This window comes from Rummeliibacillus pycnus (assembly GCF_044359855.1).
Classification (GTDB): domain Bacteria; phylum Bacillota; class Bacilli; order Bacillales_A; family Planococcaceae; genus Rummeliibacillus; species Rummeliibacillus pycnus_A.
In genome coordinates this window covers 1893835-1919746 of record NZ_CP132291.1, presented here as the reverse complement: position 1 = coordinate 1919746, position 25912 = coordinate 1893835, and the positions used below count along the sequence as shown (strand labels likewise).

The following is a 25912-nucleotide window of genomic DNA, read 5'->3' as shown; positions in this document are numbered from 1 at the left end:
AATTCAATGAGATGCTAGAAATATGAACTTGAGAAAATTATTGTAATAAAAAAGTACATTGCCCATTAAAAAGCAATGTACTTATTATAAATATGAGACATTTAAGACTAAATTTATTTACCCTTCAGAATGGTTGCCTCAAAGAACTTTTTAAATGTATCTTCGGTCTGCTCACCAACTACACGTAACTGTTCTTTTCCGTCTTTGTAGTAAACCAGTGTTGGTGTACCTTCGATACTATATTGATCCCATCCTTGTTCAAATTCAAGAAGGTTAAACTGATCAATATGTACACCCATATCTTTTGCAAGAGGCATTAAGATTGGTGTGATTTTATGACAGTGTATACAATCGGATTTAAAGAAGTAAACCATTGTTTCTTTCCCGCTTGCGATTTTCTTTTCTAATTCATCAGGTAAAATTATATTTTGATAGTTTTTATCCTTTAAGATATCAATTGTTGCTGGGTTTAAATCTGTTTTACCATAAGGATTGTTTGCTAGCTTGTCTTCATTAGACTTGGTTATAAAGTATAGGACTCCAAAAGCTGCAATAATAATAAACCCAATGATTAATAATATTGTAAGCTTATTATCCTTTTTTTGTGCAGTGGATTTATTTGAATTTGCCAATTATTTTTCCTCCTTGAGTGCTTTTAACATGTAAAAGCTTGTACCTGCTATTAAAATAAATGCCACGAGTGAGAGGAATGGGATTGTTATAAAACCAAACCAGTTAATATAATCAGATGTACAAGGTACTCGTCCACATGAAATAGCCGACTCTTGTAAAGCTGGTATTTTTTGAATGCCATAATGATACAATGCTATGCATACACCTAGACAAGAGAATATGGCGCTTGTTACTGCAATACGGGCATTCTTTTGAACATATGCGACTGCTAAAATGATGACAAGTGGATACATTAAGATGCGTTGGAACCAACATAACTTACACGGTTCAAAATGCTGAACTTCAGAGAAAAATAGAGAACCCATCATAGCGATTAGTGATACAACCCACATAAATAGAAGGCTATTCTCCAGTTTTTTTGACATATGAAATCTCCTAGTATTAGTATATTTCTTTTCCGATTATAGATGTAATACAAATCGTTGTAAATTATTTATACTCGAAAGTGGATTTTATTCCCATTCTATCATAGCTTATTTCAAAGCAAAAGTATAATTCCTTCTCGGTCAAATTACTGAGATGTAAATTATGGGAAGTGATGGAGGGCAGTGGTATGATAGAAGGAACAATAGAAAGAATGGCATCCGAGAATGGAGGCTTTTTGATGCAACCTACAGATCACTCAAATATTAGTTTATTAAAAGAAATTGCAGAATTATTAAATGAAGAAACTGAAATGCAACCTATGCTGCTAGGAGCACTACGCAAGTTTTTGGAAGGTACCAATTTTGAAACTGGCTGGATTTTTTTTGTGAATGGTAGAGGGCGACATGAAATGATTGCACATGAAAATTTACCACGTGCGTTAGAACAGAATAATTGCCAGTTTTTGAGCAAAGGTGGTTGTTGGTGCATATCCAAATATCGTAATCAGGAATTATTAAAGGCATCTAACATAATCGAATGCCAACGGATTGAAAATGCAACTACAACTTGTATTGGAGATTGTGCAGGGATTACGCATCATGCAACTGTACCTCTACAATCTGGACAAGAGCGTTTTGGTTTGCTCAATGTTGCCTCCCCCAATACTGTACGTTTTTCAGATGATGAGCTTGCTTTACTCGAATCGGTTGCTTTCCAAATGGGTTCAGCGATTAAACGAATTCTGTTAACAAAACAGGCGCAGGAAATGGCACTTGTTCAAGAACGAAATCGGCTTGCAAGAGATTTACATGATTCAGTTAATCAGTTATTATTCTCTGTTACTTTAACATCTAGAGCTGGAATTGAAATGTCAGAGCAACCTGACATTAAAGAAACGTTTAAAGAAATTCAAAATCTAACACAGGAAGCATTAACCGAAATGCGGGCACTAATCTGGCAGCTTCGTCCAAAAGGACTTGAAAGTGGTTTGATGGAAGCGATAAAAGGATATGCAGAAATGTTGGGGTTGCAACTAAAAGTAAAAGTTTCCGGTGTACTACAATTGCCTTCGCGTATTGAAGAAACGCTTTTCCGACTAACACAGGAAGCACTCAATAATGTAAGAAAACATGCAGGTGTAAAAGAAGCAGAAATTTTTATCACAATTACACAAACAGATGTATTACTTGTTATAAAAGATGAAGGTAGAGGATTCCAAGTTGACTCTCTAGTAAAGTTACCATCAATTGGTTTGCAAAGTATGCGTGATCGTACAAACGCTTTGGGGGGAACAGTTGATTGGGTGAGTAATTTAGGAAAGGGTACGGAAATCTTAATCCGCCTACCTTATTAAAGGGGAATATGTGAATGATTAAAGTATTAATAGCGGATGATCATCATGTTGTTAGAAGAGGATTGCTATTTTTCCTTAAAACTCAGAAGGATATTGAGGTAATTGGGGAAGCAAGTAATGGCAAGGAAGCTGTTGAGCTAACAACTGAATTACATCCTGACATCGTGTTAATGGATTTAGTAATGCCAGAAATGGATGGTATTCAAGCAACAAAACGAATTAAGGCTAAATTTCCTGAGATACAAATATTGATGCTGACAAGCTTCTCTGACAGAGATCATGTTGTACCAGCGATTGAAGCAGGAGCAGCAGGATATCAATTAAAAGATATCGAGCCAGATGAACTTGTTTTAGCTATTCGTCGTATCATAGCAGGGGAAAATATTATTCATCCTCAAGCAACAACTCAGCTTATTCGTAATCGCGAAATGATGGAAGAACTTCCACATGTTAAACATCCACTTACTCCTAGAGAGCAAGATGTATTAGCAGAGTTAACGAAGGGGAAGAGCAATAAAGAAATTGCATCATCACTATTTGTGACGGAAAAAACAGTGAAGACGCATATCTCGAATATCTTTGCAAAACTTGAAGTACAAGATCGTACGCAAGCAGCGTTATATGCTGTAAAGCACGGATTGACTGAGACAAGTGAAATATAAGTAAAAGGCAACTCGTATAATACGGGTTGCCTTTTTTAGAGGTGTCAATTAGGTTGCAAGTGAGAGCAAGTGACGTGCAAAAATATCTAATTTTACTCGTAAAATTAATTGAAACATACAATACTCTTTAGAATGTAGAAAAAGGATAAAAAGCATTGTTTACACTATCTTTTTTTGCCACTCTTATTTCTGGTTTGCTTCGTAACTTGCTTCCATTTATTTCTCTCAGCTGCTTGAGCCTGCGCATTTGTTTTTCTTTCGATATAAGCGAGTTCACGTTTTAACTTAAAATAGTTGTCGTATCTTTCTTGCTCGAGTGTCCCTTTTTCAATAGCTGCAAGTACAGCACATCCAGGCTCTTTTTTATGTTCACAATCTCGAAAGCGACATTGTGTTGCGAGTGATTCGATATCGCTAAAGCTACTGTCGAGGCTATCTGTATTATTCCATAATTGGAATTCCCGCATTCCGGGTGTATCTATGAGTAAACCCCCATGAGGTAATTGGAAGAGTTCACGATGTGTAGTCGTGTGGCGCCCTTTGTCATCATCCTCCCGAATAATTTGGACAGCCATCACATCCTGCCCACAAAGTGCATTGGTCAATGAAGATTTGCCAACCCCTGAAGAACCTAGTAGAGCAGCTGTTTTGCCATCTGCTAGCAATTGATGTAATTCGTCAATTCCCTCACCTGTAAAGCTACTAACAGTATAAACAGGAACGCCAAAGCAAATCGTTTCAACTTGACTTAAATAACTTGATACATCATCACATAAATCCTTCTTTGTTAAGACAATGATGGGGTTTGCACCTGAGTCGTATGCGGCGATTAAATACCTTTCTAATCGTCGTAAGTTAAAATCCTTGTTCAAGCTCATAGTTAAAAAAACATGATCAACATTAACTGCAATGATCTGTTCTTCAACTGTAAATCCAGCTACTTTACGTGAGAACAGCGAAGTGCGCGGAAGGATTGAATGGATAATACCTTTTTCTTCTCCTGGTAGCTGTTCTAAAACGACCCAATCACCTACTGCAGGAAAGTCACGACGCATTTGAGCATTATATTGGAAATGACCTGATGGCGTAGCAAGCCATTCCCCAAATTCAGTTATTACCCGATAAGAATGTTTATGTTCTAATAAAACTCGACCAATCGTTACATTTTTATTTGGACTTGCTATTTGATACATATCATATTGGTCTTGCCAATTATTATTCCAACCGAAATTTGTTAAATTCATTTTTCTTCCTCCTATTGTGTGTATGCGGGTGTTCCGCTTTTAAATAAAAAAACCTGTAACTGCAAATTGGCAGCTACAGGTTATACGCACAATAAAAGAAAGCATACTTAGATAGTATACGAAAAGTGAGCGTACTGTAACAAACCAATTTGCATAATTTCAATGCTTGATAAAATTGTCATAATACCTCACCTCTTTCTTTTTCAATAAGTTGATAACATAATACCAGCACTTAACATAATTGTCAATGGTTTTAAATCTAATTTTTCCGAAACAACAATGTAAATAATAACTCATCTTTTGACCTACTTGATTAAAAATCTTAATTAAACTATTTAAATTTATTTAATTTACTAAATTATACAATAATTTTATAGTGTTATATAAGATGTGCATCTGATAAATAATGGAAGGGTGAAATGTATGGTTCCAAATCTAAGTGAAACTTTCCGTCGTTTCGCAAAAAATGAATGTGAAAACTCAAGTGAATTATATGAATCACTTTCTTATCAAATTGCAGAGGATGTTGATCTAATTCAGCTAGCTAGCTTTATTCCTGAAGGACAGCCAGTACCAAATCTATTTTTTGCAGCAACTCAATATTTATTAATAGATTCACAAGACTATTTAAAAAATTTCTATGCTTCCTTTACAGAAAACTCATTTTCAATAAATGGAGTCTTTCCTTACTTTAAAAATTTTGTTCTAGCCAATCAGGAGGAGCTTAAACAGTTATTTCGAACAAAACTTGTGCAAACAAATGAAGTAAGACGTTGTGCTTATTTATACCCAATGTTTGCAGACATTTATGAAAAACATCAAATGCCTTTAGCGCTTATAGAAATTGGTACAAGTGCAGGCTTACAGTTAGGTGTGGAGCAATATCACTATCTTTATAACAATGAAATACAAGCTGGTAATCAACAAAGCTTGTTAACCATCAACTCTCAAAATCGAGGTGAAGAGTTACCAGCTTTTATTACGAGAAATCCTGTAGTTCAAACACGTATTGGCATGGATTTAAATCCTATTGATTTGAAAAATACCAATGATTTGAAATGGCTACAAGCACTTATTTGGCCAGAACAACATGAAAGAAGAAGCTTATTTAATAAGGCTGCTACAATAATAAAAAATTTAGATATCCATTTTATTCGAGGTGATGCTGTGGAACAAATTCAAGCAATTTGTGAACAAATTCCACAAAATCAACTAATTGTGATATTCCATACTCATGTTGCCAATCAAATTCCACCAGCAGCTAAAATTGAACTTATTGAAAAACTGAAGGGGATTAGTACAAAACGTCCTCTATATCATTGCTACAACAACATGTACGATACTAATCTTCATCAAGATTACATCGTAGCTAATAAAATCCATTCAGAACGTATACTGGGGAAAACAGATGGGCATGCAAGATGGTTTACATGGGTATAAAATATAATAAAAGAGCGATAAAAATAAATGAAAAGTCGATTTCCTGATAATCAAGAAATCGACTTTTATTTCACCTAAATAATTTTATTGTATTATTAATTGATACTAAAAAAGATTGTGCTCATGTTCGCGTGTTAAACCTTCTGGTTCAATATGGACAAGTACAACAGCAAAAGGTTTGGCACGACGAATTGTTTTTTCGATTTCTTCAGTAATATGATGACTTTGCCATACATTAAGTGCTGGATCTACTGTGACAGTTAGATCAGCGAAAATCAAATTACCGTGATTCCGTCCTTTAAAATCAACTAACTGAATGACACCGTCTACGTTTTTAACCAGCACAGAAAGGGTCTCCAACTCTTCTTCATCAAACCCATCTGTTAACGTATGTACAGCATCAAAGAAAATATCATAAGCTGTTTTTATGATTAGACATCCTACAGCAAAAGCAGTAATGGAATCGATAATAGGAAAACCAAAAATGGCACCGAAAATACCAATTGAAGTACCAAAACTTACCCAAGCATCTGAACGATTATCATAAGCCGTTGCCTTTACTGCAGAACTTTCAATACGGTTTGCTAATCTAATATTGAAAAGGTACACCAAATACATCACAACGCCACTACCCAGTGCAACAAACGCTGTCAATAATGAAGGAGCTGGGTGGTTGTGATCGATAAAGCTTTTTCCAGCATTAAAGAGTACTTGAAAACCTACAACAGCCATGATAAAGGAAGCAATAAGTGAAGATATCGTTTCAGCACGTAAATGACCGTAGTGATGGTCTTTATCTGGTGGCTTTTGAGAAATTCTTAATCCGATTAGAACAGCTACAGATGCGATAATATCTGTTGTATTATTTAATCCATCTGCTTTCAGAGCAGTAGAATGTCCGATAAAACCAATGGCTAATTTGACAGAACTGAGAATAAGATAGGTGAAAATACTGAGCCAGGCACCTTTTTCCCCTTGTCTTAAATTTTTATATAAGTCCACAATGTTTCCCCCTTGCAAAAGTTTCAGACAAGCGAAAACGACGCACACTTTATTTTAAGTGTGCGTCGTTCGTTGTTTAGTTAAGGTGATATTTAAAATTCAGTTGAATCGGTAGGGGCGTTATCTTGAACGTTTTCTTCTGATTCCCCTGGAAGCTTAATGACTTCTAGATAAAGAATATGGTGACCATCTAATTCTTTGATGATGAATTCATAACCTTGGTCAGTGATTTTTTCGCCTTTTACAGCATCGAAATCTTTTGTCATGAACCAGCCACCAATTGTATCGATGTCATCTTCTTCGATATTAATACCTAAGAAGTCATTAACATTTTCGATTAACATTTTGGCATCTAAAATAAAGTGGTCTTCTTTAATTTTACGAATTTCAGGGATTTCATCTTGGTCGAATTCATCTCGGATATCACCGACAATTTCCTCGATAATATCTTCAATCGTAACAAGACCAGAAGTACCACCGTATTCATCCATTAAAATTGCCATATGGATACGTTCACGTTGTATTTTTAGAAGTAAATCACTTATTGGCATTGTTTCAAATACACGAATAATAGGTTGCATATATTCAGTAACCGGTTTTGAACCGTTTTCTGGATCTTTAATATAAGCAGTTAGAAGATTCTTCATATTGACCAGTCCAATAATATGGTCTTTATCGCCATCAATAATTGGGTAACGAGTATATTGTTCTACACCCATTACTTCAAATACTTCTTTTAATGTTAATTCTTTTTCAATACCAATGATTTCAGTACGAGGTACCATGATTTCTTTGGCAATACGATCGTCGAATTCAAAAATGCTATTAACATATTTATATTCAGACTGATTAATCTCGCCGCCTTTTAAACTATCAGATAAGATGAGTCGTAATTCTTCTTCACTCATTGCGACTTCAGAATCTTTCATTCCTTTTAAGCCAAATAAGGCAGCTAAGCCATTGGCTGATGAGTTTAAGATTTTGATGAATAAGTACATTACATTATGGAATATGATTAAAAAGCCAGATATATTAAGTGCTACACTTTCTGCCTTTTGAATCGCTAATGTTTTTGGTGCTAACTCACCCATAACTACGTGTACAAATGTCACAATAGAGAATGATAGGATAAATGATAGGATTGTAGTAATACTGTCATTTAAGTTTAGTAGGTCAAATAATGGTTCTAGTAGTATTGCAACTGTGCCTTCCCCTAACCAACCTAAACCTAAAGATGTAATGGTAATCCCTAGTTGGCAGGCAGATAAATATTCATCTAAATTTGTGACTACCTTTTTTGCTTTTAAAGCTTTTTTGTTACCTTCAGCGATAAGCTGATCAATTCGAGTTGTTCTAACCTTTACGATAGCAAACTCTGTTGCTACGAAAACTGCTGAACATGCGATCAAGACAGCAAATGCTGTCAATCGTATGGCTATGTCCAAAGACTTCCTTTGTTCCAAGACCCAAATGAGGGGGAGAACAAAGTGTACACCTCCTGTGATAATAAAAATATTTAAGTATGATAATCATAAGATATTTATCGAAAAAAAACAAATCATCTAGATGTTTTTGTCAATATTTCTCACATTTTCTGCCTAATTATAAGTACTTTGAAGGAATATTATGAGTAAATGCGTAATTATAGTATTATTGTACAAAATTTTCAAAAAGTATTGACAATTGGAAATTCGGGATGCTAATATTGAGGAACACTAAATAATAAAAGGAAATGGAGGTATGGATCATGAAAATGTTACAAATTAGTTTAATGAATAAAGAATTTCATAATGAATCCACACCCAATCCTGTTTTCTTTATCATTTGAATTAATGGATGGTACGGGTGTGCTCCCGTACTCTTTTAAATTGGCGCATGCTCTTTTAGGGGTATGCGCTTTTTTGTTGCCTTTAATCACAAATGGCTAGTGTAAAAACAAAAAGGGAGAGAGCGTTATGTATATTCAGAAAATGACAAGACATTTAAACAAGGATTCGATTGATGATGGCTAGCTAGACTTACAAAGAGAAGGGAAGGAAATAATTTATGTTCGATGTACTAATAAAGCTTCAGTGGTTTTTTAAAGAAAACTGGAAGAGATATACAATTGCAGTAGTGTTATTAATCATAGCGAATATTCTTGAAGTAATACCACCATGGTTGATTGGCGAATCTATTGATGCTATTCATCGGGAGACGTTGACCAGTACGCTATTGTTACAATTTGTTGGAGCATTAGCAGCGGTATTGGTTGTAGCGTATATTGTAAATTTTGTTTGGCAATATCAATTGTTTGGCGGCTCAAATGTTATTGAGCGCAAATTACGAAAAAATTTAATGAATCAGTTTCTAAAAATGTCACCACCATTTTATGAACGAAATCGAACAGGAGATTTAATGGCTCGTGCTACCAACGATTTGCGTGCCGTTTCTGAAACTGCTGGATTTGGTATCATGACGCTTTTAGATTCTACTTTATATTTGGCGACGATTGTGTTGATGATGGGCTTTTCAGTCTCTTGGAAGTTAACACTTGCGGCTATTATTCCATTACCAATATTAGCAATTACGATGCAAGTATTAGGTAAGAAGATTCATGAACGTTATATGACTGCGCAAGATGCTTTTGGTCAGATGAATGATCGTGTACTAGAAGCTGTTGAAGGTGTTCGTGTTGTGCGTGCATATGTACATGAGCGAGAAACAGAACAACAATTTGCGAATATGACGGAAGACGTATATCAAAAAAACATGAGCGTTGAAAAAATCGATGCTTTATTTACGCCAATTACGAGGGTATTAACAGGATTAAGCTATATGATTGGTCTTGGCTATGGAGCATATTTAGTTTCAATTGGAGATATGACTTTAGGGAACTTAGTAACCTTTAACGTATATCTTGGTATGGTCGTATGGCCAATGTTCGCAATTGGTGAATTAATTAATGTTATGCAACGAGGCAATGCATCTCTTGATCGCGTTCAAGAAACGTTGAATGAAAAAGAAGATGTAGAAAATCCACATGCGCCAATGGTTATTGAAAAACCGAACTCAATCGTATTTCATGATGTGACGTTCCAATATCCACAATCACAATCTATTAATTTATCTCATTTAGAAGTATCTCTAAAAAAAGGTCAAACATTAGGGATTGTAGGTAAAACTGGCAGTGGTAAAACAACAATCGTGAAACAATTATTACGAGAATATCCTACTGGCGAAGGTAATTTGAAATTGTCTGGGGAATTGATAGAGGCGCAAACAAAAGAACAAGTACGTAATTGGATTGGCTATGTACCTCAAGATCATGTGCTATTTTCTCGCACCATTAGAGAAAATATTTTATTTGGTAAACCAAATGCTACTGAAGAAGAATTACAAGAAGCTATTCGAGTTTCATGCTTTGAAAAAGATTTAGAAATGCTACCTTTAGGGTTAAATACTTTAGTAGGTGAAAAAGGGATATCATTATCTGGTGGTCAAAAACAACGGATATCGATTGCACGTGCATTGATACGTGATCCGGAGATTTTAATATTGGATGATTCGTTGTCAGCAGTTGACGCAAAGACAGAAAGTAACATTATCAAGAATATTCAACAAATCCGCACAAATAAAACAACGATAATCGTAACGCATCGATTATCAGCCATTATGCATGCAGATTGGATTATCGTTTTAGAAAACGGCAAAATCGTTGAAGAAGGTACACATGAGCAACTCATCTCACAAGATGGTTGGTACAAAGAACAACATGATCGCCAACAGATTGAGGGGGCGAAATAATGAGTACAACAAAAAGACTTTGGCAATATGCACTACTTTACAAAAAAACATTAGCTACAGGGCTTTTCCTCTTAGCAATTGCAGTAGCAGCAGACTTAGCAGGTCCATTAGTTGCTAAGAAAATTATTGATGATCATATAGCAAAAGCAACAACTGCAGGTCTAGATTTTAAACCAATGGCAATATTACTAGCTGTATTCTTTGGTTTAGCCATCATTACAGCGATTTTCCGCTATGGTCAGTACATTCTATTACAAATGGGAGCAAATCGTATTATTCAAAAAATGCGAAATGATGTATATCAGCATATACAAACATTACCGATTCGATATTTCGATCGATTACCAGCAGGGAAAGTTGTATCAAGAGTGACAAATGATACGGAAGCAATTCATGACCTGTTTGTGACGGTCGTATCACAATTTGCAGCAAGTTTTATGACAATATTCGGGATTTATATCACATTATTCTTCCTAGATTGGAAAATGGCTTGTATTGCATTGCTCGTGATTCCATTACTCATCATTTGGGCTATTCTTTATCGCAAATATGCAGCAAAATACAATCATATCGTACGAGGAAAGCTTTCTGATATGAACGGTATGATTAACGAGTCTATTAATGGTATGACCATTATTCAAGCTTTTGGACGCGAAAAGCAAATGGCTGATGAATTTAATGAATTAAATGATGAATATTATAAATATCAAAATAAACTTGTTTTATTGGATTCCGCTACTTCACATAACTTAGTTGGTGTCATTCGTTCTCTTACATTTATCATGTTTATTTGGTATTTTGGTGGTGCTGAGTTAACTGGAAATCGTGTAATTTCAATTGGTATGTTATATGCATTTGTTGATTATATTACACGTTTGTTCAATCCCGTTACTAATATAGTGAACCAGTTAGCTCGACTAGAAAGAGCGAATGTTGCTTCTGAACGTATTTTCGATTTATTAGATCAGCCAGGAGAGGCTGTGGATGATACGAGAATTAACCGATATCATGGAAACGTATCGTTTAATCATGTTTGGTTTGCTTATAAAGAAGAGGAATATGTGCTAAAAGATATTAGCTTTGAGGCAAAACAAGGTGAAACAATCGCACTTGTAGGACATACAGGATCTGGGAAAAGTTCGATTATGAATCTACTATTCCGTTTTTATGATGTTACAAAGGGTTCAATAACAATTGATGGGATAAATATTCAAGACTATTCCCGTCAAACAATTCGAGAGCACATGGGCATCGTATTACAAGATCCTTATCTATTTACAGGTACTATTTGCTCCAATGTAAGCTTGGATGATCCGGAGATTTCGCGTGAAACGGTTGAAAAAGCGTTGAATGCAGTTGGCGGTGAACGTGTATTAGAGAATTTACCTGGTGGAGTGGATGAACCGGTTATTGAAAAGGGGAGTACACTATCATCAGGTCAACGTCAACTTATTTCCTTTGCGAGAGCTCTTGCATTCAATCCAGCCATATTAATATTGGATGAGGCGACATCTAATATTGATACGGAAACAGAAGAGATTATTCAACATGCAATGGAAGTATTGAAAAAAGGCCGTACAACATTTATCATTGCACACCGACTTTCTACTATTAAAAACGCAGATCGTATTTTAGTGCTCGATCGTGGAGAAATAGTTGAACAAGGTACGCATGAGGAGCTTCTTTCTTTAGGAGGCAAGTATAATCAAATGTATAAACTCCAGTCTGGCGAAATGAAATAATTTAAAAGTTCACCTGAGTGAGTCAATTTCATAAGTGCTTTTCTAGTTGGACTCACCTGTCTCACTTTGTGGCAACTGAAAAAGTCAAAATGCATAAATTTTAATGATAAAATTTTGTGATGCGATTTTTATTGAAGTGGAATCAGCGAAGACTCCCGCGGAAAGCGAAGCTGATTCCACTTCATGCTATAGCGGATTTGTACTATAAAAATTAGGGGGGAATGGTTTTTCAGTGCCCTCCTCACTTTCCCGCAGGAGTCGCCATCTTCCGCTCCATAGACAATGTTCTAATAGATATCGAATATAACAATGCCCCATTTAATGTTCGTATTTATTATTAAATCTTTGAATTATGAAATGGATTCAAGTAAAAATTCACTAATAATGATTCAGAAGTCCAACTATGAACATCTTCGTTCCTAGTTGGATTTTTTCTTTTTTAAGAACTTCATCACTCCATCTCAGACGAGAAAACTGGTATGATAGATATTAGCGTTTTTTTATTCTGTATTAATAATAAGAAAGGAAGTTATGTTCATGGCACAAGTGATAGATAAGCCTGCAGTGATGCGCACAAATTTGATACTTACGAACAAAGCACGAGAAGGCATATTAGCATGGGGAAAGGATGAACATGCTTTTTTTCATCTACAAAAATCATTTGTTGTGCATGTTGAGCATGTTCAAAATACATCTCAGGACGAAATGGCTATTACGCTCTATTTCGATAACGTAGAAAATACGGTGCTTTCTGAAAAACTGGATGAGCAAGTAGCAGTTATGAATTGCATTGTAAAATATGAAGGGTTACTCGCAACGAACTTCCGTGTGTTAAGTAAGCGAGTACCTGTCCATACCAATAGACGATTTAAAACGAAAATGGAATTTGCAACAAATGCACGCAATACAGTTGGTTTACCTCTTGAATTACATAGTAAAATTCGCGAGTTACCGATTGCAGAAGAACGTTCAAAATATGTTCAAAAGCGTATTTCAAGCTGGGAAGGCTATTTGAAAATCCAAGAACGAGACGCAACGATTGATGATATGACGGCCTCTTTTTCTCATTATGAATTTAACGAAGATTTTACCAGAATGACCGTCAAAATTAATGGTTTAAAGGAAAGCGAATGGAAAAAGGTAAAAGGATTAAGTGCCAAAATTCAAGGCTCAAAAGATGAGCTAGGTGCTATATTAAAAGCACAGCCTTCAAAAAAGACCGTTGAAATCGATTTACGCCCATTTATCCAAGAACAAATAAGAAAAAATAAATGGCATCCAAAAGTAAAAGAACTGGTATTTAGTAACTTTGCGACATTAAGCCAAATCCGTCGATTACGAAAAGGCTTCAGTGACTTAGAAAAAGGGCTAGCTGCCAATGCCAATTTAGAAAAAATTCTCTTTGAAGAACGCCCACGTATCACACAGCCTAAAAAAAGAGCGGAACTACAATTTGATAATCGTCTAAATGAATTTCAAAGGGAAGCAGTCATTGGCGCCATGTCAGCTGAGGATTTATATGTGATTCAAGGTCCTCCTGGTACTGGGAAAACGACTGTTATTTCTGAAATCTGTCAGCAAAATGCAAGAGCGGGTTTGAAAACATTAGTCGCTTCACAATCCAATTTAGCTGTTGATAATGCATTGAGCAGATTACTCGCAAACAAAGATATCCGTATTCTTCGATATGGTCGTACGGAAAGTATCGAAGAAGAAGGCAAAAAATTCATTGAAGATAATGTTGCACTCTTTTGGCGTGAACAAACGTTACACGATTTAGAAGCAGAACTAGCAATCCACAGAGATCGTACGACAGAGTTAGATTTAGCAATTGATAAAAAAGAAGCAGAAATGCAAGGCTTACAGGAACAGCTAAAAGTACTTGAAGAGAAAATTACTGAACAAGAGCAAGCTGAAAAAGATTATGTCCTTGTAGAAGAAGATATTAAAAATCTAAAGAAATCTTTAGGTGCATCGCGTAAAGAGCTACGACTATTAGAAGAACAATCAACAGCATTAACAGCTAAAAAAACAACTGTTGAAGAACAAATCAAGCAGTTGGAAGAACTATTATCTAAATACGGTTCAATAGAAAAAATAGAAGAGGCAGAGCAACAAAAACAAGAAGAAGTTGTGAAGCTACGACAGCAGGTTTCATATTTTATCGCAAAAGGTGAACTGGAAAAAGCAGAAGTTGCTCTGAAAAATGCAAGAACATCTTATACTGAATGGCTTGAAAATCATGAAAAATTGCAAGTTTCAAAAGAAGCCATAGAAGAATGCAAAAAGATTCAAGATTTGAATGTATTTATGGAAGAACATCATATTCAAGCAAATACGAAAATCGAGTGGCAACGTAATTCCTTTGAACGCATAAAAGCGCAAATGTTTGGCTATAACGAATGGAAAGATGTACGAAATCGCTTAAATGGTGCAATTGGATTTTTAGAAGAGAAAATTGGTATGGGACAGAGTCAACAGATTTTGCAAAAAGTAGAGGAACAAGCATCTAACGGATATTCATCTTATTCCATTCGGGAAATCGACCAAGCAATCGATCATTTTAAAAAATTCCTTCTTGATACACCAGATCTCTTTGTGAATCAGCTATATAGTTATCTAGAACGTTTGTACAATCGCCGCCTTTTTGTTGAAGAACAATTTGGTATGCTCGAAAATCAACGACTAGAAATTATGCGCTTATTTCAAATGATGAAACAGGAAGTAAAAGCCCAAGTTTCTTATATTTTGAATACATCCAAGCAACATGAAAGTGGGTTATTGAACGTAGGAAACCGTTGGAATGCGGAAGTCGAACAATTAAAGCAGAAGATTGATAAATTACATGTTTCGATTCATGAGGAAGAAATGACTGTAACACTTGGTGAATTGCAAGAGCAGATGATGATTGATGAAAAAGAATTGGAGCAGCTTACAGAGCAAAGACAAATTGTAGCCAGTACTTTGCCAAAGCTCCAACAAATGCAACCTGAGTTCGATTTAATTGTTCAAGAAGAAGCAGAAGCATTAGAACAACTTGCGCAAAAAGAAGCGCAAGTAAAAGAAATCAATGCTAATGGCCTGATTCAAGAAAAGAGACTAAAAGAATTAGAACAAATTTTGCAACAAGATTTAACAAGACAAAAGCAATATACAGAAGAAACGATTAAAGGTGTACAAAATGCAATTGAAAAGCTGCATCACGATAAACAACAATTACCAATCAAACAGAAATTACAACAACAATGGCATCAATTATTGTTAAATGCCAGCGAACATGATTTAGACGAAATTCGAAAACTTTATGTTAATCATGCCAATGTCATTGGGACAACTTGTGTAGCCTCTGCAAGAAAAGAATTTATGGACAACTATCCAACATTCGATGTTGTTATTATCGATGAAGTATCAAAAGCAACACCACCCGAGTTGCTTCTTCCAATGTTAAAAGGTAAGAAAATCATCTTGGTAGGTGACCACCATCAATTACCACCGTTAATCGGAGATGATACGTTGGAAGAAACACTTAAAGCAATTATCGATGAAAGTGATGATTTACAAGAAATCAACGAATTGAAAAAACTACTAAAAGAATCTTTATTTGAACGCTTATTTAAAAACTTACCGAAAAGTAATAAACAAATGCTAGCGATTCAATATCGTATGCATGAAAATATTATGAAAACTATCACACCATTTTATGAAAATGAAGATGACCATTTGCGCTGTGGCTTAGAGAATTCGGATAAGGTACGTGATCATTTCTTGGAAGGTCATTATGTAAAACGTCAAGATCACTTAATCTGGCTAGATATGCCAAGTAGAAAACCATATTTTGAAGAACAGATGAAAAATGGTAAGAGCCGCTTTAATCCAGGAGAGTTAGATACCATTCGTCACACTTTATTGGATCTGGATCATGCAACGGCAATGGCCATTGCAAGTGGAAATTTACCAGAAAGCACGAAAAAAAGTGTAGGAGTTATCAGCTTCTATGGAGAACAAGTGAAGAAAATTGACCATCTCGTGCAACAAGAATTAAAACTAAATCATTTGCAACTTCGTACAGGAACTGTTGACCGATTCCAAGGGATGGAAATGGATGTCATCATCGTCAGTATGGTCCGCAATACAGAACATAAAGGTGGAGACATCGGATTTGCCAATGATTATCGCCGATTAAATGTAGCATTATCACGTGCTAGAGAATTACTCATTCTAGTCGGAAGTACAGAAATGTTTACAAAACGTGCTAAGAAAAAAGAATCACGTGAAATGTATGCTCATTTACTTGAAGTTGTCAAATCTCAAAATGGTCTTCGTGATGAAGAAGGAAATCCAAAATAGTTATTTGAAGGGCACTGGAAAAGTAAAAATAGATGTAAATTTATGATGAAAATCTGGTATATCTATTTTCTTTGAAGTAGAATTAGCGGAGACTCCTGTGGGAAAACGAGCTAGACGAGACCCCGGAGAGCAGCGAGGAGGCTCGTCAGTTCGCCCACGGAAAGCGGAGCTAATTCCACTTCATTCAATAGCGGATATATACTATAAATATTTGAATTACTACATTTTTTCAGTGCCCTCGTTATTTGAAGGGAGGCACTTATCTTGAAAGCATTAGAGAAAAAGCTAACAAATAAAATTAAACAAGACCCCAAGGTGGAAATTTTAACTACTTCAAGCTGGTGCTTTCCTATACAAACAATCGAGTTTAAATATCAACCAGTAAAAAGACTAACAATGGATATCTTGATGAAGATGATTTTACTTAGTTGTCAACAAGCAGAAATTGCAGAACCAAAGGAACTTAGTGATTTATTGTTAGTGGAAGAATTATTTATCCGCGATTTACTCCAAAATCTTCAAAATACGGGTTTGGTGGAAAAAACTGAGTATTATCAGTTAACTGCAAGAGGAAAGAAACAGTTAGAAAACGGTATTTTTGAAGAAGCACAGAAAGAGGAAATACAACAACTACTTTTTAGTTCAAATCATAAAGATTTTTTGTCAGGTGATATTGAACAATTGGATGATTTCGATGAATTGCCAGATGCCTTTGCCTATGCTTCAGAAGAACCGATGGATGTGGATGATGAAGTGATCATCAGTGCACTGCAAGAAAATCGCCCTGATTCAGATGATGAAGAACCTGATGAGAAAGCAGTACAAACCTTCATCACTTCGATTGAATCCAAAGAAACGATACAATTCAATGACATCCCATGCATGCAATTTGTTATTTATAACAAGGAAAAGGATTTGCTCTATGTCCGAGTATGGAATACATTAACAGAACATTGGGATGAAACATTAGAAAAGTTACTTACAGAAAAAGAATTGCTAAAATGGCGCGAAGAGTATTTAGATGGGAAAGAGTAAGTCCACGAGGCTTACTCTTTTTTCATAAGGTTGAGTACTGCACTTGTGTAAAATTATTGGAGCGTAGGGTCAAACAACAATCGAGTGGTGGCAATTGAAACAATTAATAAATGCTCGTCCTAATCCGCAGCAGAAAGTAGTGCTTTGTCCAGCATAGTAGGCGCGAATAAAAAGAGCAATCTAATCCCTTTAATCATAAACATGAAACAGCATCAATTCATGTACCATCTTTTTAATTTGTTCCTCATTACGTGGTGTTTCACTAGTCCACTTAATCACCCCATCTTTTTCGTATATTCCTTCGTAGCGATTTTGTTTATAAAAGAAACTGATTGTCCAGCCTGGTAGTTGTTGATTTTCGTACAGTGGCCTGAAGCTAAAATGTTGAATCATATGTAGGGCTCCTTTCAAAGTGGAAATCTCATTTCATTTAGTATAAATTGCCAATGGAATTATTCAAAGTAAAACCTAAGTATATGTCGAAAAATACCTATTCATTTTTATAACAATGAACTGTCTGCTATAATATAGCTTAGTTTTGAAGAAATGGGTGAATCAGATGCATACGCTATTATCGATTTTATTTATGACCGTTGTAGGAGCAGTAATTGGTGGGCTCACCAATTATATTGCGATTAAAATGCTATTCAGACCATATTATCCAATTTATCTAGGTTCTTGGCGATTGCCATTTACACCTGGTTTAATTCCTAGAAGACGTGATGAATTAGCCAAACAGCTTGGGAAAACAGTTGTTAACTATTTATTGACTCCAGAAATGTTCCGCAAAAAGCTGTTCACTGAAAGTAACAAACGAATAGTAGCACAATGGTTGAATGATAAAATCAAAGAAAATGTATTTACCGAAGAAAAAACAATTAATGAGTGGGTACAGCAAATTGGTGTAACAAATTTACCACAAACAATTGAAGGTAAGATTGACAATATTGTTGTAAATCAAGTTGCCCATTTGAAAAATGTTTTATCAACCAATTCAATTGAAGCTTTGCTACCAGAATCATGGCAGGAAAAAGCCACAACAAAGATTCCTGATATTTCTCGTTATATTTTGCAAAAAGGCGAAGATTATTTCGAATCAGAGGAAGGTTATCAAACGATTAAACGTTTAATCGATGACTTTTTAGATTCAAAAGGGACACTTGGTGGAATGATTCAGATGTTCTTGGGAGATTCAACTTCACTTGTTGGACGATTACAAAAAGAAATTAATAAGTTTTTAAACGCACCGGGTACAATGGTATTATTAACGAACTTATTGACATCTGAATGGAAAAAGATAAAAGTACAATCTGTTACACAATTAGTAGGAGAATTGGATTTCACTTCAACAACAGCTAGAATCCAAACCTATGTAAAAGAGGAACTACAATTAGAGAACCGTTTAGACAAGCCACTTGTGTACTATTGGAAAGATGGTGCAGACTGGATAGCCCAAAATGTCGTACCACAACTAGTAGAAAAAGCATTTGTAATGGCTGAAGATAAACTAGAAGACGCAATCAACCGCCTGAACCTACAAGAAATTGTAAAGGAACAAGTGGATACTTTCCCAGTACAAGTATTAGAGGATTTAGTGTTAGGGATTTCAAAACGCGAATTCAAAATGATTACTGTACTAGGTTATGTTCTTGGTGGAGCGATTGGTGTCATACAAGGTATCATTGTAACCATATTCTAAATTAGCTAGCTTAAATAATAGGCTATGTTAAAGGCTACTGTTAAATTTTTATACAAAGTGCCAGTACGCTAAGTGCCCAAACCCCAGCGTAACTCTGTCGTCTCACCGGTTTGGTTCACGCGTTACGTTTTCGTCGCAAGTAAAGCTTTTACACGCTTTACGATCGGCGTGCTGGCAAAATATCTATTCTTTTCAAATATCAACGATCATATTTAACAGTGCCAAATAAAAAAGAAAGTAGGGAAATGAATTGATCAATATTTATAACGAAATTAATGCTTTGGAAGGGTCATTCCGTAAAACAAGTGAGTTTAAAGCTTTAGAAGAAGCAATTGCTTCTGTAAAGGCTGATGCAGATGCAAAAGCACTTTTCCAAAACTTCCGTAAAGTACAACTTTCATTACAAGAAAAACAAATGAAAGGCGAACAAATTGGAGAAGATGAACTACAATATGCTCAAAAAACAGCTCAACTATCTCAACAAAATGAAAAAATCGGCAAGATGCTACAAGCCGAAATGGCTTTAAGTGGTCTAATCGAAGAGATCAATCGAGTACTTGTCAAACCTGTTCAAGGGTTATATCAAGAATTGGATAACTAGTAAGTAACATCAAAATGCTCTCAGGCAAAAATGCTTGAGGGCTTTTTATATGTACGAATACTCCTTAAATTATGATTTCTTTCGAGATTTATACAAAAATTTGCTACAATAGATTATGTTTTGAAAAGTACAATCATTTTATTTAGAGAAGATAAAATCAGCAAAATATATATGTATTATCAAAAAGCTTTACAGAGAGAAGTGAAAAATTGAATGAAAGTATTAAAAATAGACCAAGAATACCCACAAGATTTTATGCGTGTATTTCTTGATATAACGAATTTGTTTTTCGAAGATACAAAGCTTGCGAAAAAAGACATGACCTCAGATTTAGTGGTTCATTTCAATCATTATACTGATGAGCATTTTACAATTATTGCAGACGCTACACTTCAAGTAAATGAGCAACTCTATAAAAGTCATTTTGAGCAAAAGTTTGAAACTGAAGGAACTGATAAAGAGCAAAAAATTCGATTGAAACGTGCATTATCACATGTTTTGCTTGATACGCTTGAACAAATGACAGAAATTAAACAACAATGGGGAATTCTAACAGGGATTCGTCCGACAAAGCTTTATCATAAATTTAGAAAAGCTGGATTATCAGATGATGAAATCCATGATAAGCTGACAGATGAATTTAGCTTAACTGATGAAAAAATTAGTATGTTAAATAGTATTGTGAAAAACCAGCTAAAGACAATTCCTGACTTAGACACAATTGGTAATGAAGTAAGTATTTATATCGGCATTCCATTTTGTCCAACAAAATGTGCATACTGTACATTCCCAGCATATGCCATTCAAAGTAACCGCAAACAAGGGAAAGTTGCTACATTTTTAGATGGATTGCATTATGAAATCGAAGAAATGGGTAAATGGTTAACGGAGCATGATATGAAAATCACATCTGTATATTGGGGTGGAGGTACTCCTACATCAATTGAAGCAGATGAAATGGATGCTTTATATAAAACAATGTTTGATTCATTCCCACATACAGAAACGATTCGAGAAATAACAGTGGAAGCAGGAAGACCAGATACCATCACTCCAGAAAAATTAGCGGTGTTGAAAAAATGGGGAATTGATCGAATCAGTGTTAATCCACAATCTTATACAGATGAAACTTTGAAGGCAATAGGTCGCCATCATACGGTTCAAGAAACAATTGATAAATTCTGGATGGCAAGAGAAGCCGGCATGAATAATATTAATATGGATCTTATCATAGGGCTTCCGAATGAAGGAATAGATGAATTTGAGCATTCACTTAGTGAATCCGAAAAAATGATGCCAGAATCATTGACAGTTCATACACTTTCATTTAAACGTGCATCAGAAATGACACACAACAAGGATAAATATAAAGTGGCAGATCGTAAAACAGCAGAAGCAATGATGCATCGCGCACACGATTGGACAGCTGAACATGGGTATACACCGTATTATCTATATAGACAAAAGAATATTTTGGGAAACTTGGAGAATGTTGGTTATTCAATTCCGGGTGAAGAAAGTATTTATAATATCGTCATTATGGAGGAAGTCCAAACGATTATTGGTTTGGGGTGTGGTGCTTCAACAAAACTTGTGAATGCTGACACAGGTAAGATTACTCAATATCATAACCCGAAAGACCCTGCAGCATATATCCTTACTTTTGAAGATGCAATTCATAAAAAAATTCAAGCATTGGATGAATTATATGGCTTTAAAGTAAGTAAATAATTACAATTTAATTTGATCTAAAGCAATCCAGATAAGAGAGACGTCAATGTCTCTCTTTCTTTTTATATTTATTATTCAGCCATAATGCAATTTGCAATACAATGGCATCTTGAAAAACGATTGGGTTATATCCTGTTTGCTCATGAATTTGGTTGAGCCTGTAGGACAATGTATGTCTATGTATGTCTAGAACTTCAGCAGCTAATAAAAGCTGTTGATTACAATGTAAGTATTCTTCTAATGTATGTATCAACTTATTGTTCAGGTTTTTTAAAATTCGATTTGTAAAATGTTGCGCTTCGGGTGAATCCTTCTTTTTTAGTAATGAATAGAGCTCGACATGTTCATAGAATGTAGTTACTTGTGTAGGTTTACTGTATTCAATTGCTGTTTTAGCAGTATCATAAGCGTAACGAATCTTACACAATTGATCTACTGTCTGTCCTACTCCTATTTTTACATGAACATATTTTTTAGTTCGGTTAATGAAAGAAGTTAGGTTTTTCCTCACAACTTTCCCATCGATTCCAGAAGTTAATATAAAATGTTCATCTGATTGATATTTTCCAACTAAAACAGATTCATGTTTATAGAAATCCTCTAAGTATTCTACAAATGATTGATAGGCATGTTGTTTAGGCGTTGCTTTAATAATAATCAGGTAAAATGGTGGCTCTGGAATAAAAGAAACTTTAGATAAACGTTCAATCATCACTTTATCTAATGGTTCTTGATTTAACAAATCTTCAAAGATTTGTTCACGCATTTTACGCTTCCATTCAGATTGAGAGGCAATCAATGCTTGATGGACCATCATCTCTGTTGTAAGTTGTACGAGTGTGGCAATTTCTAAAATTTCATTTGGATCCCCAGTAATACCAACTACACCTACTAATTCATTTTGAAAATAGATTGGTTGATTAATCCCAGGCTTTGTTTTCGGAAATAAATGCATGTTTTGTTCTGTAATGATTAGTGGCTTTTCAGACTCTGCAACAATTTTTGCGCCTTCATGAATGCTTTCAACACGTAATTGGTCGCCAGAAGCTAAGATCATACCATTTGTATTCATTACATTGATATTACGATGGAGCCTTAACATGGTTTGCTCGACTATTTGATTAGCCAATTGTTTTGAAATCATTCTATACTCCTCTATGTCTAGAAAATAGCTGTTATAAGACAGAAATTTTATACACTAAGTATAATGTAAAAACAAAGAATTATCACTATAATTCTTTGTAAACGCTTTACTTACAGGAGGTGTTGCCATGAAAATCATTGTCAGCCCAGATTCTTTTAAAGGATCATTATCTGCAACAGATGCGGCAAAAGTTATGGCAGAAGCTATCCATAATGTAGATGAAACAATTGAAACTGTACTATTACCTGTAGCAGATGGTGGCGAAGGAACCCTTAATTCACTTGTGAATGCAACGAATGGGAAGATTAAATTGGTTCGAGTTCAGGACCCATTAGGCAGAATGATTTCTGCAGAGTACGGTATTCTTGGTGATGAAGAAACTTGCATGATTGAGATGGCTAAATCCTCAGGTTTAACACTATTATCACAAGGTGAACGTAATCCTTTAACTGCTTCAACATATGGCACAGGGGAAATAATTCTTCATGCGTTAAATGCAGGTTATCGGAAATTTGTCATTGGCATTGGGGGAAGTGCTACAAATGATGGAGGTACGGGAATGCTGCGTGCACTGGGTATGAAGTTTTTAGATACTCAAGGGATGGAATTAGCAGAAGGTGCAGAAGCATTACAATGCTTAGAAAAAATTGATACAAGCAACTTTGATGAACGGATAAAAGCATCACAGTTTGTAATAGCTTGTGATGTAAATAATCCACTTGTAGGTCCAAATGGAGCAACGACAGTTTTCGGTCCTCAGAAAGGTGCTACTGAGGAAATGGTAAAAGCTATTGATGCCAATTTAAATCACCTAGCAGATCTTATTGAAAAAGAAACAGGTATTGCACTACATCAAAAGGCAGGAGCAGGAGCTGCTGGAGGTATAGGGGGAGCTTTCTTAGCTTTCTTCCCAGTACATTTAAAACCAGGAATTGATGTTGTCATGACGGCAATTGATTTTGAAGGGCATCTGCAATCAGCATCGTATGTGTTAACGGGGGAAGGGAAATCAGATTTACAAACATTATCTGGAAAAGCACCAATTGGCATTGCAAAATTAGCAGCAAAACATCATGTACCAGCCGTGTTGATTTCTGGATATGTAGAGGGGGAAAGTAGAAAACAGCTAGCAAATTATTTTATCGAGATTGCTAGTGTAGCCAACAAACAAGTTTCAAGTGAAGAATCCATTGCGAATGCTGCATTTCATTTGAAGCAAAGAACTTATGAAACGGTTCAAAGGCTATTAAATTTATAGGGTTGTTACGGTACTTGGTACAGGAGCAATGATTGTCAGCTGCGTAAGCAATAGTTTCTTCTGGGTAGTCACTTAATTTAGCGGCATAAAAGTAACAGATGCTTATAAAGCTCAAACAATGGCAACCTCACTTCAAGGTAAATGATAATTGGGGACTGTATGTATAATTTAATTCGTGAGAGACTAGTGCATACTAATGCATTAGTTTTTTTATTTAAGGTACTGAATCAATTTCATAATTCAAAGATTTAATAAAAAACACGACTATTAAATGGGTATTATTGTATGTCATATCATTTTAGAACATTATCTATAGAGCGGAAGAAAATGCATTCGTATTTCCTTCGTGCGATGTTAATTCAGGGAGGTACATTCAAAGTCCTGCGGGAAAGCGAGACAGGTGAGACCACACAGTGAAGCAAAAATTCTTTTTGCCCCAATTTTCTGCGACGAAGCTAGCGAAGCGATATAGGAGCACAATGTTTTAGCTTCCGATGAGGCTCAACGATCGCTTAGCACGAAAGCGCCATCTGGAGCGGCATACTAAGTGAATATTTGAAATGGAATATTATCCAAATTATTAAGTTGTTTACTGTGTCAGCGCGACTTAAACAAAATGCCCGGAAAACTATGCTTTGCGACGAAAGCATAGCGATTAAGAACTGATATGAAAATTTATCTTATGGTAAGAAACTAATGCATAAGTGAAGCATAGATTACATACGATGGAACATGCTAAGCATCAGACTAGAATGCTATAATAATAAAGTCAATACAGAGTAATCGACAAAAAAATACTGCTCAAATATCGATTCAGTCGATGAAATATTCGTATTGGAGGTTTCTTATATGGATGAAATAACATTAAAAAAACAGCTGCTTGATATTCAAAATGAAGAAAGCGCATGGAAGGACTATGATCAGCAAGAGTTTCTTGACGCAATGATGGAGCATATTGGTTCACCAGATCCTGAGCTTAGGGATGAATTAATTTATCGTCAGTTCAGTCAAATTATTCAATATGATGATCAACTATCAGATGACGTCCTCATCGAATTGCTTACAAAAGCATTAGGGGACGAGTATTTGTTTTATGAAATAGGAGACGTTGGAACGGATAACATATTTAAACGTTCTTTTTCAGTTTTATTAATTGCATTAATATTGAGTAAAGACTTAGAACGCTCATTTATTTCTTTACCATTATTGGAAAAAGTAAGAGCTGAGCTGCTCCTATATTTAGATTTAGAACAGGATTTGAGAGGCTATGTGCCTGAAAAAGGATGGGCTCATAGCGTTGCACATACCGCAGATGCAATTGACGAAGTAGTCAAAAACCCTAAATTGAACGTGCAACATTTTCCAGCTATTTATCAAGCACTTGTAAATAAAGTATTCACTTTTGCTGACGTGTATGTTGCAGAAGAAGATGAACGCCTATTGACACCAATTATGAAAATGCTTGAAATAGGGTTACCTCCTGAAATTGTTGAAGAATTATTCACGAAAATTCCTTCCTTTTTAAAACAACAAAAGGAAAAGATTGATGAGGAAAAATATTGGAGGCTTTATGCCAACTGTAAAAGCTTTTTAAAAAGTTTTTACATCCGTACAAGCTCAAACGAAAAGTGGACTTTGATACAACAACGAATAGGTCGTTGTTTAGATGAAATTTAACCTGCAATAAGCTCGAAAGATGTCCTGAATACTTTATCAGAAAAGTAATTCTGCAAATAGGCTTCTGTATTTACTCAAATGTAAATGCAGGGCCTTTTTGCTTTTGAAAGTGTAAGAGATGTAAAAAATAT

19 protein-coding genes are annotated in these 25912 nt (G+C 35.3%); 12 read left to right on the top strand and 7 right to left on the bottom strand.

Annotated features, from left to right (window positions below; genetic code table 11):
* Nucleotides 1-113 precede the first annotated feature (113 nt).
* Together Q8X41_RS09360 and Q8X41_RS09355 are read right to left on the bottom strand one after the other, a co-directional pair.
* Nucleotides 114-632: a thioredoxin family protein gene (locus Q8X41_RS09360; protein ID WP_397539963.1), complete on the bottom strand. Its 519-nt coding sequence runs from the start codon at nt 630-632 to the stop codon at nt 114-116.
* Nucleotides 633-1058, bottom strand: coding sequence for a disulfide oxidoreductase (locus Q8X41_RS09355; protein WP_397539962.1), 426 nt, complete (start codon nt 1056-1058; stop codon nt 633-635).
* A 239-nt stretch (nt 1059-1297) separates the two neighbouring features.
* On the opposite strand from Q8X41_RS09355, the gene Q8X41_RS09350 reads away from it, so the two are divergent.
* On the top strand, nt 1298-2413 hold the full coding sequence (locus Q8X41_RS09350; RefSeq protein ID WP_397540236.1) for a GAF domain-containing sensor histidine kinase: 1116 nt from the start codon (nt 1298-1300) through the stop codon (nt 2411-2413).
* Nucleotides 2414-2427: 14 nt separating this feature from the next.
* A complete protein-coding gene (locus Q8X41_RS09345; RefSeq protein WP_397539961.1) occupies nt 2428-3075 on the top strand; it encodes a response regulator in 648 nt (215 codons plus the stop codon).
* Nucleotides 3076-3239: 164 nt separating this feature from the next.
* Here Q8X41_RS09345 and rsgA read toward each other — a convergent pair whose 3' ends face one another.
* On the bottom strand, nt 3240-4319 hold the full coding sequence (gene rsgA, locus Q8X41_RS09340) for a ribosome small subunit-dependent GTPase A (RefSeq protein WP_397539960.1): 1080 nt from the start codon (nt 4317-4319) through the stop codon (nt 3240-3242).
* 423 nt (nt 4320-4742) lie between these two features.
* Here rsgA and Q8X41_RS09335 point away from each other — a divergent pair, with 423 nt between their 5' ends.
* Nucleotides 4743-5759, top strand: coding sequence for a DUF2332 domain-containing protein (locus tag Q8X41_RS09335; RefSeq protein WP_397539959.1), 1017 nt, complete (start codon nt 4743-4745; stop codon nt 5757-5759).
* Between the two features lie 105 nt (nt 5760-5864).
* Here the strand turns inward: Q8X41_RS09335 and Q8X41_RS09330 are convergent, their stop codons facing one another.
* Together Q8X41_RS09330 and Q8X41_RS09325 are read right to left on the bottom strand one after the other, a co-directional pair.
* The gene (locus Q8X41_RS09330) at nt 5865-6761 is read right to left on the bottom strand and encodes a cation diffusion facilitator family transporter (protein ID WP_397539958.1); all 897 of its coding nucleotides are present in this window, start codon (nt 6759-6761) and stop codon (nt 5865-5867) included.
* 92 nt (nt 6762-6853) lie between these two features.
* On the bottom strand, nt 6854-8206 hold the full coding sequence (locus Q8X41_RS09325; protein WP_397539957.1) for a hemolysin family protein: 1353 nt from the start codon (nt 8204-8206) through the stop codon (nt 6854-6856).
* 601 nt (nt 8207-8807) lie between these two features.
* On the opposite strand from Q8X41_RS09325, the gene Q8X41_RS09320 reads away from it, so the two are divergent.
* The 4 genes from Q8X41_RS09320 to Q8X41_RS09305 all read left to right on the top strand — a co-directional run bounded on the left by Q8X41_RS09320 (nt 8808) and on the right by Q8X41_RS09305 (nt 17671).
* On the top strand, nt 8808-10547 hold the full coding sequence (locus tag Q8X41_RS09320; RefSeq protein WP_397539956.1) for an ABC transporter ATP-binding protein: 1740 nt from the start codon (nt 8808-8810) through the stop codon (nt 10545-10547).
* The gene (locus Q8X41_RS09315) at nt 10547-12289 is read left to right on the top strand and encodes an ABC transporter ATP-binding protein (protein WP_397539955.1); all 1743 of its coding nucleotides are present in this window, start codon (nt 10547-10549) and stop codon (nt 12287-12289) included. Before Q8X41_RS09320 ends, Q8X41_RS09315 begins: the two co-directional genes overlap by 1 nt.
* Nucleotides 12290-12826: 537 nt before the next feature.
* Nucleotides 12827-16636 (top strand): AAA domain-containing protein, encoded by a 3810-nt coding sequence (locus Q8X41_RS09310; protein ID WP_397539954.1) that lies wholly within the window; start codon nt 12827-12829, stop codon nt 16634-16636.
* 264 nt (nt 16637-16900) lie between these two features.
* Complete coding sequence (locus tag Q8X41_RS09305) at nt 16901-17671, top strand: hypothetical protein (RefSeq protein WP_397539953.1); 771 nt, start codon at nt 16901-16903, stop codon at nt 17669-17671.
* Between the two features lie 189 nt (nt 17672-17860).
* Here Q8X41_RS09305 and Q8X41_RS09300 read toward each other — a convergent pair whose 3' ends face one another.
* A complete protein-coding gene (locus Q8X41_RS09300; RefSeq protein ID WP_397539952.1) occupies nt 17861-18064 on the bottom strand; it encodes a YheE family protein in 204 nt (67 codons plus the stop codon).
* A gap of 166 nt (nt 18065-18230) precedes the next feature.
* On the opposite strand from Q8X41_RS09300, the gene Q8X41_RS09295 reads away from it, so the two are divergent.
* The 3 genes from Q8X41_RS09295 (at nt 18231) to Q8X41_RS09285 (ending at nt 21702) form a co-directional block, all read left to right on the top strand.
* Nucleotides 18231-19370, top strand: a complete 1140-nt coding sequence (locus tag Q8X41_RS09295; RefSeq protein ID WP_397539951.1) for a DUF445 domain-containing protein — start codon at nt 18231-18233, stop codon at nt 19368-19370.
* 250 nt (nt 19371-19620) lie between these two features.
* On the top strand, nt 19621-19971 hold the full coding sequence (locus Q8X41_RS09290) for a YlbF family regulator (protein ID WP_397539950.1): 351 nt from the start codon (nt 19621-19623) through the stop codon (nt 19969-19971).
* A gap of 213 nt (nt 19972-20184) precedes the next feature.
* Complete coding sequence (locus Q8X41_RS09285) at nt 20185-21702, top strand: coproporphyrinogen III oxidase (RefSeq protein WP_397539949.1); 1518 nt, start codon at nt 20185-20187, stop codon at nt 21700-21702.
* A gap of 43 nt (nt 21703-21745) precedes the next feature.
* On the opposite strand, the gene Q8X41_RS09280 is transcribed toward Q8X41_RS09285, so the two are convergent.
* Nucleotides 21746-22846, bottom strand: coding sequence for a CdaR family transcriptional regulator (locus tag Q8X41_RS09280; protein ID WP_397539948.1), 1101 nt, complete (start codon nt 22844-22846; stop codon nt 21746-21748).
* Nucleotides 22847-22973: 127 nt separating this feature from the next.
* On the opposite strand from Q8X41_RS09280, the gene Q8X41_RS09275 reads away from it, so the two are divergent.
* On the top strand, nt 22974-24104 hold the full coding sequence (locus tag Q8X41_RS09275) for a glycerate kinase (protein ID WP_397539947.1): 1131 nt from the start codon (nt 22974-22976) through the stop codon (nt 24102-24104).
* An 849-nt stretch (nt 24105-24953) separates the two neighbouring features.
* Nucleotides 24954-25781 (top strand): DUF2785 domain-containing protein, encoded by an 828-nt coding sequence (locus Q8X41_RS09270; protein WP_397539946.1) that lies wholly within the window; start codon nt 24954-24956, stop codon nt 25779-25781.
* Nucleotides 25782-25912 lie beyond the last annotated feature (131 nt).

Bases quoted from the DNA above. Each gene is read 5' to 3' on its own strand.
- Q8X41_RS09350 (WP_397540236.1), top strand. From the start codon at position 1,298: ATGCAACCTACAGATCACTCAAATATTAGTTTATTAAAAGAAATTGCA.
- Q8X41_RS09315 (WP_397539955.1), top strand. From the start codon at position 10,547: ATGAGTACAACAAAAAGACTTTGGCAATATGCACTACTTTACAAAAAA.
- Q8X41_RS09320 (WP_397539956.1), top strand. From the start codon at position 8,808: ATGTTCGATGTACTAATAAAGCTTCAGTGGTTTTTTAAAGAAAACTGG.
- rsgA (WP_397539960.1), bottom strand. From the start codon at position 4,319: ATGAATTTAACAAATTTCGGTTGGAATAATAATTGGCAAGACCAATAT.
- Q8X41_RS09280 (WP_397539948.1), bottom strand. From the start codon at position 22,846: ATGATTTCAAAACAATTGGCTAATCAAATAGTCGAGCAAACCATGTTA.
- Q8X41_RS09275 (WP_397539947.1), top strand. From the start codon at position 22,974: ATGAAAATCATTGTCAGCCCAGATTCTTTTAAAGGATCATTATCTGCA.
- Q8X41_RS09310 (WP_397539954.1), top strand. From the start codon at position 12,827: ATGGCACAAGTGATAGATAAGCCTGCAGTGATGCGCACAAATTTGATA.
- Q8X41_RS09335 (WP_397539959.1), top strand. From the start codon at position 4,743: ATGGTTCCAAATCTAAGTGAAACTTTCCGTCGTTTCGCAAAAAATGAA.
- Q8X41_RS09285 (WP_397539949.1), top strand. From the start codon at position 20,185: ATGAAAGTATTAAAAATAGACCAAGAATACCCACAAGATTTTATGCGT.
- Q8X41_RS09295 (WP_397539951.1), top strand. From the start codon at position 18,231: ATGCATACGCTATTATCGATTTTATTTATGACCGTTGTAGGAGCAGTA.
- Q8X41_RS09300 (WP_397539952.1), bottom strand. From the start codon at position 18,064: ATGATTCAACATTTTAGCTTCAGGCCACTGTACGAAAATCAACAACTA.
- Q8X41_RS09355 (WP_397539962.1), bottom strand. From the start codon at position 1,058: ATGTCAAAAAAACTGGAGAATAGCCTTCTATTTATGTGGGTTGTATCA.
- Q8X41_RS09345 (WP_397539961.1), top strand. From the start codon at position 2,428: ATGATTAAAGTATTAATAGCGGATGATCATCATGTTGTTAGAAGAGGA.
- Q8X41_RS09270 (WP_397539946.1), top strand. From the start codon at position 24,954: ATGGATGAAATAACATTAAAAAAACAGCTGCTTGATATTCAAAATGAA.